Consider the following 19,994-nt stretch of genomic DNA (forward strand, 5'->3'; position numbering starts at 1 on the left):
GCCGGCATCGATACCGCCGTGCTTGCGGGCCGGGTGAGCGTCGCGAGGTTGCCGATCGCCGCGAGGCGCGCGTGTTCGTCCTCGTCGAGCACGGTTACCGACGACAGACGTGCGGTCGGGTCCGACGTCATCGCCGCCAGGACCCGCTGGAGCCGCGCGATCAGCGTGTCGATGGTGTCGGCGTCGAACACGTCGGTGCGGAATTCCACCGTGCCGGTGATCCCGGCCGGTTCGCCGTCCTGCGTGTGGCGTTCGGCCAGTGAGAAGTTCAGATCCATCCGAGCGGTGTGGGTGTCCACCGGCATCGGGGTGACCTGCAGATCGGCCAACGTGAATTCTGCGGCGGGGTCGTTGATCTCGCTGCCCGCGACGTTCTGCCACGCCAGCGCCACCTGAACCAACGGATGGTGGGTCAACGAGCGGGTCGGGTTGAGCCGCTCAACGAGCACCTCGAACGGCACGTCCTGATGCTCGTAGGCGGCCAGGCTGCGCGCCCGCACCTGGTCCAACACCTCCGACACCGTGGGGTCACCGGTCAGGTCGACGCGCAGCACCAACGTGTTGACGAAGAACCCGATCAACTCGTCGAGTGCGGGGTCACGGCGCCCGGCGATCGGGAAACCCACTGCCACATCAGAGTTTCCGCTGAGCTTCGAGAGCAGTACCCCCAACGCGGCCTGCAGGACCATGAAGTTGGTCGCGTTGTGCTCACGAGCCACCCGGGCGATCTGCTGCTGCAGTTCGGCGGGCCAATCCACCGTGACCTTGGCGCCCCGCTGATCGGCCACCAGCGGGTAGGGCCGATCGGTGGGCAGCGCAATGCGTTCGGGCATCCCGGCCAGCGCGTCTTCCCAGTACGCCAGCTGCGTGGCGATCCGGCTGGTGTCGTCGTCGAGATCACCGAACTGCGCGCGCTGCCACAGCGTGTAATCGACGTACTGCACCGCCAGCGGCGCCCAGCCGGGGGCCTGCCCGGCACACCGATCGCCGTAGGCCACCCCCAGGTCGGCCACCAGCGGGGTCAGCGACCAGCCGTCGGCCGCGATGTGATGCACCACCGCCGCCAGCACGTGTTCCTCGTCGGACAGCCGGAAAAGCTTGGCCCGCAACGGAATCTCCGCGGCCAGGTTGAAGGCGTATCGCGAAGCCGCGTCGATGGCCTCACGGAGCCGGCTGGACGTCCACCCGGTCGCGTCGATGACCTCCCAGCCCAACTCGGCGCGTTCGGCGTCGATCACCACCTGCTGTGGGACGCCGTCGGGCGCGGTGAACAGGGTACGCAGGCTTTCGTGGCGGGCCACCACGTCGGTGAGCGCGGCGCCCAGCGCGTCGACATTCAGCGCGCCGCTGATCTGGAACGCGGTCGTCATGTTGTAGACCGGGGAGGGTCCCTGCAGTTGATCGAGGAACCACAACCGGGACTGGGCGAACGACAACGGGACCGTCGCGGGCCGCTCCCCGGCCACCAACGGCTCCAACTGCGCCTCGGCCCCGCCGATACGCGGGGCCAGTTGGGCCACCGTCGGCGCGTCGAACAGCGCGCGCACCGCGATGCCGGCGTCCAGCGTCTTGTTGACCGCGGCGACCAGGCGCATCGCCGAGAGCGAGTCCCCACCCAGGTCGAAGAACGAGTCGTCGACACCGACCCGCTCGAGCGCGAGGACGTGAGCGAAGATGCCGGCCAGGATCTCCTCGACCGGGTTGGCCGGCGCGCGATAGGAGTCGCTGTCGTAGTCAGGTGCCGGCAAGGCGCGGGCGTCGAGTTTGCCGTTGACTGTCAGTGGCACCGCGTCGATCACCATGACCGCCGCGGGAACCATGTAGCCGGGCAGGCGTTCGGCAAGTGCGGCACGGGCTTTCGCCGGGTCGGCGGTGCCGGTGATGTAGCCGACCAGATGCTTGTCGCCGGGGCGAGCCTCACGCGCGATCACGACGGCCTGCTCGACGCCGTCCAAAGCGGCCAGGGCGGCCTGGATTTCACCGAGCTCGATGCGGTAGCCGCGGATCTTGACCTGTTCGTCGGCGCGACCGAGGTATTGCACCTGCCCGTCGGCGCCCCACCGCACCAGATCGCCGGTGCGGTACATGCGTGCACCGGGTTCACCGAACGGACAGGCCACGAACCGTGACGACGTCAACCCGGCCCGGCCCACATACCCGACGGCCACACCGCGACCCGCCACGTACAACTCACCGACCGCGCCTGGCGGAACCGGACGCAACCACGCGTCCAGCACGAACAACGCCGCTCCGGTCACCGGCGCACCGATCGGCACCACCGAGTCCGGTGACTGCGCCGTCAGCGGCGCGCTGATCGACGCGTACACCGTGGCCTCGGTCGGACCGTAGGCGTTGATCATCACGCGCCCGGGTGCCGCCCACCGGTCGACGAGTTCGGCCGAGCAGGCCTCCCCGGCCACCACCAACGCGGCGGACTCCAGACCCTGCGGCGATAGCATGCCGACCGCCGACGGGGTCTGGCTCAACACGTCGACGCCTTCGGCGACGAGCAGCGCGTGGAAGTCCTCCGGCGATGCGGCGACCTGTTCAGACACCACCAGCAGCCGCGCCCCGTGCAACAGCGCGCCGAAGATCTCCCACACCGAGACGTCGAAGCTGTACGAGTGCCACTGAGTCCAGACCCGGCCCGGTCCCGATGACACGTGACCGCCGAGCACACCAAACAGCCCCGGCACGTTGCGGTGCGGTATGGCAACGCCTTTGGGCACGCCTGTGGTACCCGAGGTATAGATGATGTAGGCGATGTCGTCGGCGGTCGGGCCCGGCAGCGTCGCGCCGGGTGCGATGTCCACCGAAGCGGCTTCCAGATCGCCGACGTCGATGACCGTCACGTCGAAGTCGTCGAACCGCCCGGCCAGCTCGGCTTTGGTGACCGCGGCGATCGGGGTGGCGTCGGCCAGCATGAAGCCGATGCGCGCCACCGGCAGCGCGGGGTCGATCGGCAGGTAAGCGGCCCCGGTTTTCAGCACGGCCAGAATGGCCACGATCGCGTCGGCGGACCGGGGCAGCAGCAGCGCCACCACCTCGCCGGGGCCGGCGCCGCGACGAGACAGCAGGTGCGCCAACCGGTTAGCCGCATCATCGAGTTCGGCGTACGTCATCGACCGTCCGTCGAAGGTCACCGCCACCGCGTCGGGTGTGCGCGCCACCTGGGCGGCGAACAAGGCGGGGACGGGCTCGACCGCGCTCGCCGGCCCGGTCAACGCGTCCCGCTTGCCCCACGTGTCGAGGCGCGCATATTCGGCCTCATCGAGCAGATCCACCGCCGACAGCCGCTGTTTGGGGTCGGCGGCCATGGCCACCAGGACGCGCTTGAACCGCTCCACCAGCGCATCGATGCTCTGGGCGTCGAACACCTCGGTGTCGTACTCGACGCGCAGGCTCAGTTCGCGGCCCGGCATTGCTTGGACGGCCAGCGGGTAATGGTTGGTTTCGCGGAAGTTGAAGTTCGCCGCCTGCAAGCCGTCGGCACCCAACGGCGCAGCGGTGTCGATCGGGTAGTTCTCGAACACGAACAGCGTGTCGAAGAGTCGGTCGTGGCCGCTGATGTGGTGGATCTCGTTCAGCGCGAGGTGCTGGTGCTCGAGCGTGTCGTTGTGGCCGCTTTGCAGATCCCTCAGCAGGTCTTCGGTGGTGGTGTTGGGCGTGAAGGTCGCGCGCACCGGCACCGTGTTGATCAGCAGACCCACCATCGATTCCGCGCCGAGCACGTCGGTCGGCCGACCCGAAACCGTTGTGCCGAAAGCTATGTCGTGCTGACCGGTCAGCGAACACAGCAGCCGTGCGAACGCGGTCTGTAACACGATGTTGACGGTGGTGTGGCAGGACCGGGCGAGCTCGCCGAGCGCCTGCGTGATGTCCTCGGACACCTGGAACGATTCGATGCCGCGCGGTCCGGCCCCCACTTTGTCGGGCGGACCCACCAGTGTCGGGGTCTCGAACCCGGCCAGCACCTCCCGCCATGCCGCACGCGCGGCATCGAGGTCCCGGTCAGCCAACCAGGTGATGAAGCTGCGGTACGGCGCGGCCGCGGGCAGTCGTTGTCTGCTGAAGCCGGCGAAGATCTCCTGCAGCAGGATCGGCATCGACCAGCCGTCGAGCACGATGTGGTGCGTGGTGAGCAGGAACCGGTGCCGGTCGGGCGCGATGCGGATCAGGGCGGCCCGGAGGGCGGGTTGGTCGGCGAGGTGGCAGACGGCGGCGCGCTCGTCGACGCACAGCCGCTGAACCTGCGCGTCGGCGTCGCCGTCGGGGTCCGATTCGACGTACCGCCACGGCACCGTGGGATGGGCCGGGATGATCTGCACCGGCTCGTCGAACTGTTCGCTGAACTGGGCGGCCAGATGTGGATGCCGGTCGACCACAGCCTGCACGGCATCGCGCAGCCGCTGCACGTCGAGCGGGCCGCGAAGCTCGATGTCGAGCTGCATCGCATACAGGTCGCCGGCCTGTGCGGTGCTGGCGTGATACAGCAGGCCCTGCTGCAGCGGGGTCAGCGGCAGCACGTCGGCGACCGGACCGTGGCTCTGCAGCTCGTCGATCTGCTGCTGCGTCAACCGCGCTGGCGCGATATCCGACGGTGTCAACCCGCCGCCGCCGCCGCGCACATGCGCGCAGATGCCTTCCAGCGCCTCGAACCACAACCGGCTCAGCCGGGAGATCTGCTCTGCGTCCAACGCCGAAGGCGCCCACGTCCAGTCGGCCCGCAGGCGCGGCCCGGCGTCCGTGTCGAGGGTGGCCGCGTTGAGCTCCACGGTATGCATCAGGGCGAGCGGCAGCGCTGCGGCGACACCGGCCAGCGACAGCCCGTCCGGAGAGATCTGCCACCCGTCACCGGATGGGCCGCCAAGGCGCCCAAGGTAATTGAAAGCGATCGTGGGGTCCTGCGCGTCCAGGCCGGCATCGGGGTTCAGGTAGCGCAGCAGACCATAGGTCAACCCGTCGGGCAGCGCCCGAAGCTGTTCCTTGGCGTTCTTGACCACACCGCCCAACGCCGCGTCACCAGCGCGCACCTGGTTCCAGGGCAGCGCTGCGGTTTTCAGGGCCACCGGATACTTCGCGGTGAACCAGCCCACCGTGCGCGACAGATCCACCCCGGCGTCCAGACCCGCCAGGTCCTCGTGGCGGCCGTGGCCTTCCACGTCGACGGCGACCGGCGCGCCGCCGGCGCCGACGAATTCGGCGACCGCGAGGCCGAACGCGATCAACAGAATGTCTTGTGTCCCGGCATGAAACGCCGCAGGGACCTCACCGAGCAGCATCCGGGTGGCTTCCGGATCCAACTCCGCCGAGTACCGCCCGGCGTGCACATACGTGTCGACCTCGGGCCGCGGCGCGGGCAGGGCCGGCGGCACCGCAGCCACCTGCTCCCAGATCCGCGCCAACTGCTGCACGTCGGGGCGTCGGGCGTGCTCGGCCAGCAGTCGAGCCCACCGCGCAAACGACGTCCCCGCAGGCGGCAGCGCGACGGAGTCTCCGGCACGGAGTTGCGCCCAGGCGATGTTGAAGTCCTCCAACAGGATTCGCCAGGACACCCCGTCGACGGCCAGGTGATGGATGATCAACGCCAACTCACCGCTGTCGGGCACCCACAACGCGCTGACCATCACCCCCTCAGCGGGGTTCAACCGCGACCGCGCCCCCACCAACGCCGCATCGCTCAGCGCATCCACCGACTGCACACACTCACCGGCGCGCACCGAACCAGCCTCTGGCACAGACAACGACCACCCGCCGGCGCCGTCGTCGCCCACGCGCAACCGCAGCATGGCATGCCGGTCCAACACCGCCTGCAGCACCGCGGTCACATCGTCCTCGGTGGTGCCCGCGGGAGCATGCAGCAACACCGTCTGGTTGAACTCGTCGACCGGGCCGTCGGCGGCCTGCAACCACCGGATGATCGGGGTGGGCACCACCGGCCCGACGCCCTCGTCGATCACGTCGGCGACGCTGTCGGCTACCCCGACCACCCGGGCCAGCCGGGCCACCGTCTGCTCGACGAACACGTCGCGCGGGCGGCACACCAGGCCCGCGGCGCGGGCGCGCGAGGCGACCTGCATCGACAGGATGCTGTCGCCGCCGAGGTCGAAGAAGGAGTCGTCGACGCCGACCCGGTCCAGGCCCAGGACTTGGGCGTAGATGCCGGCCAGGATCTCTTCGGTGGCGTTGGCCGGGGCGCGGTAGTGCGCACCGTCGGAGAACTCCGGGGCCGGCAGCGCGCGCTTGTCGAGCTTGCCGTTGACGGTCAACGGCAACGCCGCCAACGCCACCACCGCCGACGGCACCATGTAGCCGGGCAACTGGTCGCCAAGCGCGACACGGGCTGCCCCAGGATCGGCGGTACCGGTGATGTAACCCACCAGCCGCTTGTCACCGGGGCGGTCCTCACGAACGATCACGGCCGCCTGCTCGACGCCGTCGAGTGCGGCCAGCGCCGCCTGGATCTCCCCCAGCTCGATGCGATACCCGCGGATCTTGACCTGCTCATCAGCGCGGCCCAGATACTGCAGCTGCCCGTCGGAACCCCAGGCCACCAGATCCCCGGTGCGATACATCCGCGCCCCCGCCGGCCCGAACGGACACGCCACAAACCGCGACGAGGTCAGCGCAGCGCGGCCCACATAGCCGTAACCCACACCGGCCCCGGCCACGTACAACTCACCGACCACACCCGCTGACACCGGCCGCAACCAGGCGTCGAGCACGAAAAACGCCAGATCGGCCAGCGGCCCCCCGATCGGGCTGACCACATCGTCGACGTCACCGGCGCCGACCTCGCGGAACGACGCGTGCACCGTGGTCTCGGTGATCCCGTACATGTTGATCAACCGCGGCGCATCCGACTGGGCATCCAGCCAGCCCTTCAGCCGCGCCGGCTCCAGCGCCTCCCCACCGAACACCACCGCCTCCAGCGCGAGGTCAGATCCCAGCTCGGGAGCGAGCGCGTAGAACGCCGACGGTGTCTGGCTGAGCACACTGACCCGCTCAGCCACCAACAACGTATGGAACTCCTCGGGGGAACGCGCCACCGACTCGGGCACCACCACCACCCGGCCCCCGCGCAGCAACGCCCCGAAGATCTCCCACACCGAGAAGTCGAACGCCAACGAATGACTCTGCGCCCACACCAGATCCGCCGACAACGGCATGCGCGCGTCGATCGCGCTCAGCAGCCGGGTGACATTGCGATGCGGAATCGCCACACCCTTGGGTGTGCCCGTGGTGCCCGAGGTATAGATCAGATACGCCACGTCGTCGGCGCTGACCCGGGGCAACGCCGCTGCGGCCGTGGCTTCGTCCTCGATCTCACCGATCTCGACAACCACCAACCCGCGCCCGGCGAAGCGATCGACCAACTCACCGGTCGTGACCACCACCTGCGGCCCGGCATCACCGAGCACGAAATCCAACCGCGCATCAGGCACCGCCGGATCGATCGGCACATATGCCGCGCCGGTCTTGAGCACACCCAGGATCGCCACGATCGCCCCGGCCGAACGCGGAAACACCAACCCGACCCGCTGGCCGGGCGCCACACCGCGACGAATCAGCAACCGTGCCAAGCGATCTGAAGCCTCATCCAGCTGCCGGTAGCTCAACACCCTGGTACCGCAACTCACCGCAGGCGCACCTGGATCTCGAAGTACCTGCTCGGCGAACAACTCCGGGATCGAGCTTGCCGCTGAGGCCGAAGCCGGGCCCGTCAACGCCGCGCGGTTACCCCACTCGTCCAGGAGGGGTTGTTCGTCCTGCTCGCGAACATCCATCGTCGACAGGGGGCGCGATTGGTCGGCGGTCATCGCCATCATCACGCGTTCGAACCGGTCCGCTAGGTCGCGAGCATCGCAATCGGCGAACAATTCCCCGACTCCCGATGTGCTGAGGAAAAGCTCTTCGTCGTTTCTGATGATCACCAACCCGAACTGGTCCACCAGGCCGGTATGGGTCACCGTCCCCGATCCGGCGGCACCGGCGAAATCCGCCAATCGAGTGGTCGGAATGAAATTGATGACCGCCCTGGTCGACGGCTGGCCGGCGCCCTGGAAACGCGCCTTGTTCTCAATAGCGCGGGCCGGGAACCGCTGATGTCGCAGCGCTTCTTGTATCCGCTTGTCGACATGTTCACAAAACTCGGCAACCGAGGTGTGCGGCGAAACTTTCAACACCAGCGGCACGACACCGGAAATCATTCCCGGCACCATCAACGCTTCCGGGCGTACCCGCCTGCTCACGGGAAAATCGAGAACGACCTCCGAACCGCCGATTTCTCCGTGCACGAGCAGAGCGCATGCCGCAGCGATCACCGATGCCCGGCGCACCCCCAAGGCGTGCGACAACTCGCGGGTCCTGGCAACCACGGTGGGGTCCAGCTGGACGGGCGGCGAGGGTTCGTACTCTTTGGCCGGGCTCGCGGCGCTGGGCACCGGACCGTAGGGGGTCTGGGTCTCCAGGGGAATGTTGTTTGCCCAATAGGCTTGGTCGTCGGCGTAATCCTCGGAGCCTTCGTATTCCAATTCACAATCGATGAGGCTGCTCAGCGATCCGAATATAGGAGGCGGAATCGGTGCGCCAGTCGCCATCGCAGAATAAACCGCGGCAATTCGATGGCAGACAATGCCCATGCCAATTCCGTCGATAACTATGTGGTGGCAGCAGACGAAGAAATAGAATTGGTCGGGCCGCGTCTGAAATAATGCAAATTTGAAAAGGGGACCACTTAGCGGCATCACCGTATGTTGAATCGATGACGCCGTGCGGTACGCGTCGCGGGCCGGATCCGATGAGCTCGTGAGGTCGTAGTACGCCAGCTCGGTGTCTGGATAATCCACGAGCCGCTGGACAACTTCGCCGTCGACCTCGAAAAACGCAGCTCGGAGCGGTTCGGCCTCGCCTACCACATGACGGACTGCCCGCTCCAGCAAATCATGCTCGATCGGGCCTTCGATCAGCCCAAGCATTCCCAGCTGCCACTTGACACCGGACCGTCCGGTTTCCTGGGCAAGCCAAATATCCAGCTGGCCTCGCGTGAGCGGAAGTGTCCCGTTATGCCTCTCCATCGGACTGCCTCCGCCGTTTACTTATCAATAGTCCTGCCCTGTGCCAACCTCTCACGCAGACTCTTCGGTCGAATATCGGGCCAGTTTTGCTCTATGTAGTCCAGACATGAGGCGCGGTCCGCTTCGCCGTAGACGACCCGCCACCCGGCTGGAACGTCGGCGAACGCCGGCCACAGGCTATGTTGCTCCTCATCGTTGACCAACACAAGAAAGCTGCCCTTGTCGTCGTCGAAAGGATTGATGCTCAACAGTTCTCCAGGCCATCTAGTCGACATAAGTGGAACATGTTCTAAACCTAACGGAGGGCAACGTACTCGGTTCGTGGTTTCAGGAAAATTCCAGATGTTAACTACGTCGCATTTCAGTAACGAGGCGCGCCGCCCGGGATTGCCGTACTCAGACCGACAATGCCCTAAATCGAGAAGGTTCACGAAGGTCTTCACGAAGGTCGTGGTAGGTGCCGCTTGAACGGCTCACTGCGGCTGCGGTCGGCCGTCGTTCATCCGCGATTTTGGTGACATCGTGCGCTTTTGCTATTGCATGCCGCGCGGTATGGGCGGGGGCGGTCATAGGCTTCTGTGTCCTCGAACGTTCATTCGTCGGGTGGCCAAGTGCGGCCCGGCCTTCCGGAAGGCACTGGTTCAGTCCTCAGAACAGCCGTAAACCCTTCGCGATTGGTGGGGCGCTCAGACGTGACTTTCGGCTCGAAAGGTTATCAGCAAGCCGAACACCCCGGATATCCGGGCGGTCCACACCGCGAAACAACCCGGACGTCTGCCGGCGTGGCGCTCACCAGAGCCCGACCCAAGCCCGGCGGCGTCCCATCAGCAGCCTGGACTAGAGTTTGACGCCAGTGATGTCAACCAGCCTCGATCGACCGCCGCAGCAGCAGCTCAGCGTCAGCCAAATCGGCTGCGGTACCACTTATTTCGTTTATTTCGTCGATTATCGCCGCAACGCTGACCGGGACGACGGCGTGACCTTTCAACCGCGCCGAGCTGTCCTGGACAATATGGCCGACCACCGAGGCATGTACGTTCAGTTCCATACTCGTTATGTTGGAAATCACCGCAGCCTCCTGTTCAGCACCAGTGGATCCGGCTCGCAGGAAGTACCGGCAGGTCCGCATCAGTTGCAGCTAGAGGCCGTCGGTGGGTTGGCTGTCACACCGTCTAGTAGCTAGGACCGCAGATGAGCGAAACCGTGCAAACAGGCCTACCACCAGGCCCTCGGCTTCCCATGCTGGCGCAGTCGGTGATGATGTTGCGCCACGGGTTGGACTATCTAACCGCATGTCAACGGCGCTACGGCGACATATTCACGCTGCGCCATCCGATGGTGGGCACGGTCGTTTACGTTGTGGATCCTGAGGCCATCAAGACGGTGTTCGTCGGTGATCCCCGCGTGTTTCACGGCGGTGAAGGCCACCAGATCTTGCGGGGGGTGCTCGGCGACAGCTCGTTGTTCGTCATCGACGAAGACGAACACCGCGACCGGCGTCGCCTCATGATGCCGGCGTTTCTCCGCGACGCTGTTGCGCACCAGGCAGGCCCAATGGTCGAGATCGCCGCGGCAAACATCGCCACCTGGCCGGTGGGCAACAGTTTTCCTGCGGCGGAAAAGACAGCCGAGATCGCGCTGGAAGTGATCCTGCGGACTGTCGTCGGCGCCACGGAGCCGACGCGGCTGGCCGCACTCCGCGAGGTGGTGCCGCGGCTGCTCTATCTGACCCCGTGGGAGACGTTGGCCGTTGCGAAGCCGAACCTGCAGCGCTTGCGGCCGTGGCGAGCGCTGCGCCGGCGGTTCGCCGAGGTCGACGCGCTGCTCTACGCCGAGATCGCCGATCGGCGCGCCGATCCGGACCTGGCCAAACGCACCGATTCGCTGGCCGTGCTGGTCCGCGCCGCCGACGACGACGGCCGCACTATGGACGACCGCGAACTGCGCGACCAGCTACTCACGCTGATCCTGGCCGGGCACGAGACCACCGCGACGTCGCTGGCCTGGGCGCTGGAGCGGCTCACCCGACACCCTGCCACGCTGGCCAAGGCCGTGCAGGCCGCGGATGCCAGCGCCGCCGGCGATCCGGCCGGTGACGAGTACCTCGACGCGGTGGTGCGGGAGACATTGCGGATCCGTCCGGTGATCTTCAGCTCCGGACGCGTCCTGACCGAACCGACCGAGGTCGGCGGCTACCTCCTGCCTGCCGGCGTCGCGGTGGACGTGTCGATCGGGCTCGCGCACGCCAACGCTGAGGTGTACCCGGATCCGGAAAAGTTCGACCCGGACCGAATGGTCGGCTCATCGTTCACTCCGACCACCTACCTGCCGTTCGGCGGCGGCAGCCGCCGCTGCCTCGGCGCCACTTTCGCGATGGTCGAGACGCACGTGGTGCTCCGCGAGATCCTGCGCCGGGTCGAGTTGTGCACCACCACGGAGCCCGACGAGAAGCAGAAGCTGAAGCACGTCACGTTCGTGCCGCACCGTGGCGCGCGCATCACCGTCCGCGGGTTAAGGGATGTCGCGTCGGACCCGCAGGGTGCGTCGGCATCGCGGTGCCCGGTCGACACCGCGGACACCACGTCGCCGAGCGACTCGCGGCGGCAGTAGCACGGGTCCCACGCGAACGGAAACGGTTTGTCCGCCGACGCCAGCGGACCGCTACGCGGCGCTCAGCGCCGCTGACCTCGCTCGGCGAGCTTCTCCACGAGATCGGCGACGGTGGCGACGCTTTCGGCAGGCTTGGTCATTCGAGCGGCCACCTCGCGGGCCCGGGCCGCGTACTGAGGCTCGAGAATCGTGCGCAGGTCAGAGATCAGCGTTTTCTCGTTCGTCCCCGAAAAGCGGCGGGCGGTACCGACTTTGAGCCGCTTGATGCGCGTTCCCCATAGCGTCTGGTCAAGGTCGGTCGAAAGGATCAACGCGGGCACCCCGGCGCGCAGCCCCGCGGCAGTCGTGCCGGTGCCACCGTGGTGTACGACCGCGCGGCAGGCGGGAAACGCCGCCGCGTAGTTCATCGCGGTCACCACCTTGACGTGTTCGCCGCCGGGCGCCTGGCTGAACTCAGTTCCGGCCGAACACACCAACGCCCGTTCGCCCAACTGAGCGCAGGCCGCGCTGATCATCGCGAGCGTCTCGGTGCCGGAATCGACCGACAAGCTGCCGAAGCCGAAGAAGATCGGCGGTGTGCCCGCCGCGATCCACGATGCGACCTCGTCATCGGCGTCGGTGGGCAGATCCAGAGTCAGGGCGCCGACGAACGGACGCTGATCCGCCCACTCCGCCCATTCGCGCGCCAGCCCGGAAAAGCAAACCTCGTCGTAGGCCTGGATTTCCAGGCAGCCGCGTTCGGTGAGCCGCCACGGCGACGGTGCGGTGGCCTTCGGAAGGGCCAGTTCACCGCGCTGTACACCTTCGACCTTCTTCGCCTTGCGCCACGCCAACCACTCGCCGGCCTTCATGGCCAGACGACCCAGCGGCGCAGGCAGAAATGGCACGAACTTTCCGTTGGCCCGCAACGGAAACATATGCAGGGTGGCCAACGGGATGTCGTAGTACTCGGCGACGTTGCCCGCGGCGTCCTCGAAGTTCACCCCGGTGAACAGCAGGTCGGCGTCCTCGGCAAGCGACGTCAGCGTCGCGATGATGTCCTTCCAGCACTGCAGGAAGGGCTCCACCACTTCGCGCCGATGTTCGACCAGTTCTCGCACTTTCCAGAACCGGCGGAAGAAATGGGTCCAGAAGACGCGGTGCGCGTCGAGCACGGCCTGAAGATCTGGTCCGTACGCGACCGCGCTCGGGCCTGCGGCCTCCGCAAAGCCGATCAGGTCGGGCGGCACAGCCATCTGCACCTCATGCCCGCGGCGTAACAACTCGCGGCCAACGGCAACCAACGGTTCGATGTCACCGCGGCTTCCGTAGCTTGCCAGCACAAATTTCATCGCAGAACCTGGCGGCCGCCTGCGCACTCAGGCGGCATGCTTGACGCGGGCGAAGGCTTCCAGGAGATCGGCAGCGGCCGCGACACTTTCGGCGGGTTGCAGCATCTTGGCGCCGACCTCGCGGGCCCGAGCCACATATTCAGGCTGCAGAATCGTGCGCAGATCTGCGACCAGCGACTTCTCGGTGGTGGCCGAAAGCCGCCGAGCGGTGCCCACCTTCAGCTTCTTGACCCGAGCCCCCCACAGCGTCTGATCGAGGTCGGTGGACAGCACCAGCGTGGGTACCCCGGCGCGCAGGCTCGCGGCCGTGGTGCCCGCACCGCCGTGGTGCACCACCGCGCGGCACGCGGGAAACGCCGCCGAGTAGTTCATCGTGCCGACAACCTTGACGTTCTCGAAATCCGGGACGTGGCTGAAGTCGCTGGATCCAGCGCACACCAACGCCCGTTCGCCCAGTTGCGCACACGCCCCGCTGATCATGGCGAGGGTGTCGGCGGCAGATTCCACCGGCATGCTGCCGAAGCCGAAGCAAATCGGCGGTGTTCCCGCGGCGATCCATGAGGCGACCTCGTCGTCGGCCTCCCCCGCAAGGCCCATCGTCAACGCGCCGACAAACGGTCGTCGGCCATCCCATTCCGCCCATTCATCGGCGAGCCCCGGAAAGCACACCGGATCGTAGGCCTGAATCTCCAACGATCCGCGTTCGGCGATCCGCCACGGCGAGGGGCCCGTGGCCTTCGGCAAGCCCAGTTCACGACGCTGCTTGTCGTCGAGTTTCTTCATCAGCGGCCAGCCCAACCATTCCGACGTCCGCATCACCGACCGACCCACCCTGGCAGGCAAGCCCGGAACGAGTTGTCCGTTGGCGCGGATCGGAAATACGTGCAGCGTGGCCAACGGGATGCCGTAATGCTCTGCGACGTTGCCTGCGGCCTCCTCGCCGAGCACGCCGGTGAACAGCAGGTCGGCGTCCTTGGCGTGCGTCAGCAGCGTCGTGCTGACGTCATCCCAGCATTGGGCCAACAGCCGCCAGTCCTCGCGCAGCAGGTCCTTGAGCTCGCCGACACGCCAGAAGTTCCGCCAGAACTTGCGCAGGAATCGGGCCCAGAAGTCGCGGTTCACGTCCTGCCATACCCGCACATCGGGCCCGCAGGGGACCGCCGCGGGCCCGGCCGACTCGGCGAAGCCGACCAGATCGGGTGAGACGGCCATGCACACGTCGTGCCCGCGGCGCACCAACTCACGGCCTACCGCGACGCCGGGTTCAACATCGCCACGAGTCCCGTAGAACGACAACACAAACTTCATCGCCGATTACAACCTTTGCTTCCCGTGGAATCTGATCCGATGTGCCCGGGCGCCCGCGCCCCCGACTCAGCCGTCCGGCAGCATAACGCGATACCCGCGGTATTGACTTGGGATCCAGAGTTTTGGCAAACGTGACATCTCGACTGCGGTTCGGAACTGCGGTGCGCGCGTTGAGTTTCGGACCCGGGGACCGAACTCTCATCCGCCCGACGTCGTCATCCGACCGAGCCAGGCGCTGCAAACCATCCCAACCGCGCTAGGCGTCCTCGGTCTCGTTGGCGGTCTTCCTGGCTTCCTGCACCCGCGCCACGTCCTGCGCGGTGTAGCCGATGAACAGTGCCGCCACCCCGAGCAGTACGACCGCCCCGACCAGCCACAACAGGCCATAGGTCAACCCTTGGTCCAACGCCCCCAACTGCGCGGCGTTCATGAACTCCGGCGGCCCGCTGGTCCCGCCCAAGTGCAGCGTGCGCACTGTGACCGCGGCCTGAACGATGACCAGCACAAGGGGTCCGCCGAGGGTCTGCAGCATCAGCGCCACCGCTGACGCGGGCCCGATCCGGTCGAAGCCGACGCTGGCGACCAACGACAGGGTGAGCGGGACGTTGATCAGGCCGATTCCGATGCCGCCGAGGACGATCGGCACCAGCAGATTCGGGAAGTACGGCACGCCGCCGTTGAGCGTGGAACCGTACAGCAACGCAGCCGCCACGAAAGTTGCGCCGGTGGCCACCACCGCCCGCGGCGGGAACCACGTGACCAGCCGCGACGCGGCCACCACCCCGACGGTTGTGGCGGCGGCGAATGGGATGAAGCTGATGCCCGCGCGCAGCGGGCTGTAGCCCATGATGGTCTGCACATACAGCGAGACCAACACGGCCAGCGTCAAACTCACGCCACCGACCAGGAACATCGCCCCGTAAATCGCCAGCCGGTTGCGCTCCGAGAACAGGCTGAACGGCAAGATGGGGTTCTCGGCGGTGCGCTCCACCAGGAGGAACGCCACGAACGAGACCAGCGCCACCACACCTGAACCGATCGTGATCCCCGAATCCCAGCCCTGCTCTGGTCCGATCGAAACGGAGAAAACCGCGGCGGTGCTGGCCAACGTGCCGAGCACGGCTCCTTTGGCATCCAGCTTCATCCGCTCGGACTGGGTTTCGCGCAGCGTGGTGATGGCCAGATAGATCACCAGGATTCCGATCGGCACGTTCACCAGGAACGCCAGGCGCCACGACACCTCGGTGAGCGCGGGACCGACCACCAACCCGACTACCGCGCCGACGCCGCTCATCGCGCCGAACACACCCGCGGCCGCGTTGCGGACGGGCCCCTTCGGGAACGTCGTCACGATCAGCGCCATCGCCGTCGGTGCCACGATGGCCGCCGCCGCGCCGTGCAGGAACCTCGCCGCCACCAGGACCGGTCCGTCCCAGGCGAAACCGCACAACGCCGAGGCAAGGGTGAACAAGGCAATCCCGGAGATGAAGACGCGTTTGCGGCCGAAGGTGTCCCCAAGACGCCCGCCCAGCAGCATCAGGCCCCCGAACGCCACCACGTACGCGGTGATCACCCAGCTGCGCGAAGCGTTCGACAAACCCAACTCGTCCTGAATCTGAGGAAGCGCGTAAACCGCAACGGGGCCGTCCATGAACGCCATCAGCAACACGCCGCCGATCGCGATAACCACGCCGACGAACTGGCGTGACCACAGCGAAGTCGAAGGAGGCGTTGTCGTAGGCTGCACCGGGGTCGCGCTCTCGGCGCTCTTAGTCACCGGGTGACCGTATCAGTCCGGCGAAATACACAAATTGAGAACTTCTCATTTCCGGCTCGTTCGCAACGCCAGTGGCGCGGGTCATCGCTCGCGAGATGCTGGCCGCGTCTGCGGCGACGTCACGGGGTGCTGGACCAGCCGTTGCCGCGCCAGCGCCAAAGGTCGGTAGCTCCAGCACAGTTCGTCGCTTTTGCGGCCGCGACGGCGGTGAGTTCTCCAGCCGCGGACGTCGAGCGAACGTGGGTGGCCGAGCCGAGGCCGGGCTCGCATTTCGTGACGGTCCGATTGATGGCCACCGCAGAGTCCGACCCGCCCGTCCGAACTCTGAGCTGCTCTGCGCAGGCGTGTGGTTCTGGCCGTGGGTGGCGCAGTGGCCATCGGCGTCGCTCCGATAGGGTGTCCGGCCGCAAACCTTCATGACGCCGCTGGCGGCTTAACCAAGATCACCGACGCAGGTGACCTGCGACGGCGCGTCAGCCCGACGATGACACCACCGCACCCAGCCAGCGCGCGGCCTGAAGCCGTTGCGCATGAACGGGACTCGGCGCCGCTACCAGAACTCCGCAGAACGCGGCCTATGCCCAGGTCCCGCGCCGCCGGTGAGCCAGGGCGACGATCTCGTGACGCAGCTTCAAAAGAGACGGCCGAATGAACCGGTTGATCTTGTACAGCCGCTGGTACGTCTCGAAAGCCGCCCGGAAACCCTGTTCGCTCGTCCGATATCCCTCGAAGACGCGATCCAGTGCGGGCTGGTCCACGGGTTCGTCGCGCGCCGCAGCGTGCAGCGCCTCGTCGACCGCGGAAAACCAGTCCGTGCCGAAGGGCTCTTCCACCGGCCCGGTGAGTGACTGGCGGTGCAGGTCCGGCGTGAGGAAGTCATCGACGGCACCCTCATCCCGGGGATTGAGGTCGATCCCGAGTGCGACCGAAATGCGCTTCACTTCTCGGCGCCAGTCGTCCATCAGGTTGGCGTAGTCGACGAAGACCCGCGGCAGGTCGCGCGTGACCCGCTCGGACAGCAAGCTGTATTTCAGCCACACGGGGCTACCGAGTTCCGGCGGGATGTGGAATGCCGCCGCCCCCGAGGCGATGGACTCCTGTGGGTGGCGCACCGCGATCACGATCGCGATGTCGTACCCGGCGCGCCGCGCGGCCTCGAACCACAAGCTGGACAGCAGCGTGACGTGGCCATCCTTGATGATGACGAGCGGCGCGGCAGGCAACGTGGCGAAAAACTTCCCGATCTCGGCGAGGCAGGCCGCCTTCTCGTCCGCGTCGAATGCGCCGTCTTCCTGCAACCGCAAGCTCGGGTCGAACGCGGTGCTGTCATGGCGACGCAGGATCTTGTTGTTGAGATGGATGGACTCCCGCGGCTCCCAATAGCCACGCTGATTGTTGCGGTCGGCGCCGGCCATCTTCGCCGGCAGCGCAGCGCCGCATAGCGAGAGAACCCGCGTCAGCGCCGACGTCCCAGACCGCGGCGCGCCCATCACGAACAGGACAACCGGGCGCGTCGTGCCGCTGTTTTCTGCGCGGGTCACGAATCAACCCCTGCGCTCGTGAGCAGTACGGGAGCGCGGCGCCCCACCATAAGGTCCTCCAACGTGTTTCGGCTCTGGCTCATAGGTGCAGAATAGATGCGAGCCCGGCGCTATTGTCGCAAATCGTTATCGCGAGTATCTCTCGGCAGCGGTTATTCGACGCGACACTGGCTCATGGCGTTGCCGACGGCACCCTAAGGCGAGGACACCGTCCCGGCCAGGCGATCGGCGCAACCCGGGTCACGCACGCGAAACCCGTTTCTAGCCAGCGCATTTCGGTCCGAATCGTTCGCCCTATGGGCGCCCGGACACCTTCTTGTACTCGAGTTATGTTGACTGACAGTCGATTTTAACCTAGGCCCATGTCCCTCTTCGACGGTTGGCGATCGCGCGGACCTCGTAGATCATCTTCATGACGGACGGCCGGAAGTAGCGGTTGACCTTTTCGATGTGCTGATACCCCTCGAACACCGCCCGGAAGTCGGCCTCGACGACCCGGTACGCGTCGAGAATGCGGTCGAGCGCAGACGGATCCCAGGGTTCGTCGCGCGCAGCGGCGCGCAACGATTCATAGGTCGACGAAATCCAGTCGGCGCCGAACAGGTCGACCGCCGGGCCACCGTGTCGCTCGTGGCGAAGAGTCGGTCTGAGGAACTCCTCGATCGCGGCCTCATCGCGGGTGCCGAGGTCGATCCCCAGCGCTGAGGAAACCCGCTGCATTTCCCGCTGCCAGTCCTCCAGGAGGTTGACGTACTCGACGAACACGCGAGGTGCGTCGCGGGTCTGCGCCTCGGTCACCAGATTGACCTTCAGCCACAACGCGCTCGAGAGTTTCGGGGAGACCACGCTGCGCTGCCCAATCGAGGCGACGACTTCCTGCGGGTGGCGCACCGCAATCACGTTCGCGACATCGAACCCGGCCAGCTGCGCCGCCTCGAACCACATGTCGGTCAGCAGCGATATCCGCGGGTCCTTGATGACCACGAACGGCGCCTTGGGCAACGTCGCGAGAAACGCCCGGATCTCCTCGACACCGGCGGCTTTGTCGGCGGCGGTGAGCGCACCTTCCTCTTGGATGCGCATGCTCGGATCGAACCCGCTGCTGCCCAACCGGCGCAGGATTTTTTCGTTGATGACGTTGGCGACGCGCGGCTCCCAATGGCCCAGCGGATTGTCCGGCATGGCGCCGACCAGCGCCGACGGGAGCGCTCCCCCACACAGGGACAGCACCCGCGCCAGCGCCGACGTTCCGGAACGGGCCGCGCCCAACACGAACAGGACGACCGGGCGTCCACTACCGGCTTGTGCCGGGCCGGTCACGCGCGCATCTCCGCCCCGGGTGCTGCGCGCAGCACACGGGCGTCGCGCTTCATCACAAGTCCTCCACGGTTAAGACCGGCCTGGCAAAGGCAAGACGATAAATCGGGAGCAACGTCGAGGTTGTCGGTTGCTGCCGCGACATTGAACCATGAGTTCTCGGCGTATGCGACGTCATGGGGGTGATCGATCGGTAGTGTTGCGGGCCGTGTGGGGTCCCTTACTGGCGCTGGCCTTTATGTTCGCGGTCAACCCTGTGCTCATTGCCGTTATCGTGCTGATGATCTCGCGGCCGCGGCCGGTGCAGAACCTGTTGGCCTATTGGCTGGGCAGCTTGATAGTGAACCTCGTCGGCTTGCTGGTCCCACTGTTGGTGCTGCACTTGACCCCGGCACTGTCCACCTTCTCCGAGGACATGTCCGCGCCCGGCCAGAACTCGGCGGGCCGGTTCATCCAGCTCGGTATGGGCGTCCTCATGCTCGCGTTCGCCACGTTCCTGGTCGTGCGCTCGATGCGTGATCGGGCGCGCGTACCGGCGGCGGCCGGCGACGTTGGGGTTCTGGTGCTGGACCGGGATTCGGACGCGCCGAACGCCGTCACATCGCCGTTCGGAAACCCGCAGGACGGGCCGGCCGAGGGCGGCTCGATATTCCGCCGACTGGTCCGTCGTCTGCAGAATGCCTGGGAGAGCGGCGCGCTGTGGGTGGCGTTCGTGTTCGGCCTCGGCGGGCTGCCGCCACCCATGCTGGTGTTCATCGTGGTCACGTCGATCGTGTCGTCGGGAGCCGCGGTCGCCACGCAGTTCATCGCGGTCGTCGTCTTTGTCATCGCGATGTTCGCGGTGGTCGAACTCACCCTGGTGAGCTACCTGATCGCCCCTGCGAAAACCCTTGCGGTGCTGCGGCCGCTGCACGACTGGGCGTTGGCGCACCGCCGCCAGGTGCTGATCACGATCTTCGCCGTGGTCGGGCTGATCTCGGTCGTCAACGGCATCCTCGGCTGAGGCGTCGGGCCCAGCGCCAGGTCAGCCAGC

At 66.7% G+C, this 19,994-nt stretch carries 10 protein-coding genes (1 of these 10 running past the window's edge); 2 read left to right on the plus strand and 8 right to left on the minus strand.

Translation table 11 applies throughout. From position 1 onward, the window contains the following. From K3U96_RS18680 to K3U96_RS18690, 3 genes are all read right to left on the minus strand, one after another. Nucleotides 1-9,077: the 5' end (the start) of a non-ribosomal peptide synthase/polyketide synthase gene (locus K3U96_RS18680; RefSeq protein WP_220690706.1), read on the minus strand. 15,229 nt of this gene lie to the left of the window's left edge; only the first 9,077 of its 24,306 coding nucleotides appear in the window; its start codon is at nucleotides 9,075-9,077; its stop codon lies off the left edge, out of view. 17 nt (nucleotides 9,078-9,094) lie between these two features. Beyond that, nucleotides 9,095-9,325, minus strand: a complete 231-nt coding sequence (locus K3U96_RS18685) for an MbtH family protein (RefSeq protein ID WP_069406580.1) — start codon at nucleotides 9,323-9,325, stop codon at nucleotides 9,095-9,097. 611 nt (nucleotides 9,326-9,936) lie between these two features. Continuing rightward, nucleotides 9,937-10,125, minus strand: coding sequence for a hypothetical protein (locus tag K3U96_RS18690; protein ID WP_220690707.1), 189 nt, complete (start codon nucleotides 10,123-10,125; stop codon nucleotides 9,937-9,939). Between the two features lie 143 nt (nucleotides 10,126-10,268). Between K3U96_RS18690 and K3U96_RS18695 the strand changes: the two genes are divergently transcribed. Beyond that, nucleotides 10,269-11,687, plus strand: a complete 1,419-nt coding sequence (locus K3U96_RS18695; protein WP_220690708.1) for a cytochrome P450 — start codon at nucleotides 10,269-10,271, stop codon at nucleotides 11,685-11,687. Nucleotides 11,688-11,749: 62 nt separating this feature from the next. Here K3U96_RS18695 and K3U96_RS18700 read toward each other — a convergent pair whose 3' ends face one another. The 5 genes from K3U96_RS18700 to K3U96_RS18720 all read right to left on the minus strand — a co-directional run bounded on the left by K3U96_RS18700 (nucleotide 11,750) and on the right by K3U96_RS18720 (nucleotide 18,964). Beyond that, nucleotides 11,750-13,018 carry a glycosyltransferase gene (locus tag K3U96_RS18700; protein WP_220690709.1) on the minus strand — a complete coding sequence of 423 codons (1,269 nt, stop codon included), beginning with the start codon at nucleotides 13,016-13,018 and terminating at the stop codon, nucleotides 11,750-11,752. A 27-nt stretch (nucleotides 13,019-13,045) separates the two neighbouring features. Then, nucleotides 13,046-14,326 (minus strand): glycosyltransferase, encoded by a 1,281-nt coding sequence (locus K3U96_RS18705; RefSeq protein WP_220690710.1) that lies wholly within the window; start codon nucleotides 14,324-14,326, stop codon nucleotides 13,046-13,048. A gap of 256 nt (nucleotides 14,327-14,582) precedes the next feature. Further along, the gene (locus K3U96_RS18710; protein WP_084223485.1) at nucleotides 14,583-15,986 is read right to left on the minus strand and encodes an MFS transporter; all 1,404 of its coding nucleotides are present in this window, start codon (nucleotides 15,984-15,986) and stop codon (nucleotides 14,583-14,585) included. A gap of 692 nt (nucleotides 15,987-16,678) precedes the next feature. After that, nucleotides 16,679-17,593: a sulfotransferase family protein gene (locus tag K3U96_RS18715; RefSeq protein ID WP_084223486.1), complete on the minus strand. Its 915-nt coding sequence runs from the start codon at nucleotides 17,591-17,593 to the stop codon at nucleotides 16,679-16,681. A gap of 405 nt (nucleotides 17,594-17,998) precedes the next feature. Beyond that, nucleotides 17,999-18,964 (minus strand): sulfotransferase family protein, encoded by a 966-nt coding sequence (locus tag K3U96_RS18720; RefSeq protein ID WP_220690711.1) that lies wholly within the window; start codon nucleotides 18,962-18,964, stop codon nucleotides 17,999-18,001. A gap of 205 nt (nucleotides 18,965-19,169) precedes the next feature. Here K3U96_RS18720 and K3U96_RS18725 point away from each other — a divergent pair, with 205 nt between their 5' ends. Then, nucleotides 19,170-19,964 (plus strand): GAP family protein, encoded by a 795-nt coding sequence (locus K3U96_RS18725; RefSeq protein WP_220690712.1) that lies wholly within the window; start codon nucleotides 19,170-19,172, stop codon nucleotides 19,962-19,964. Nucleotides 19,965-19,994 lie beyond the last annotated feature (30 nt).

Origin of the sequence: Mycolicibacterium holsaticum DSM 44478 = JCM 12374 (genome assembly GCF_019645835.1) — a bacterium.
In the GTDB taxonomy this organism is placed as follows: domain Bacteria; phylum Actinomycetota; class Actinomycetes; order Mycobacteriales; family Mycobacteriaceae; genus Mycobacterium; species Mycobacterium holsaticum.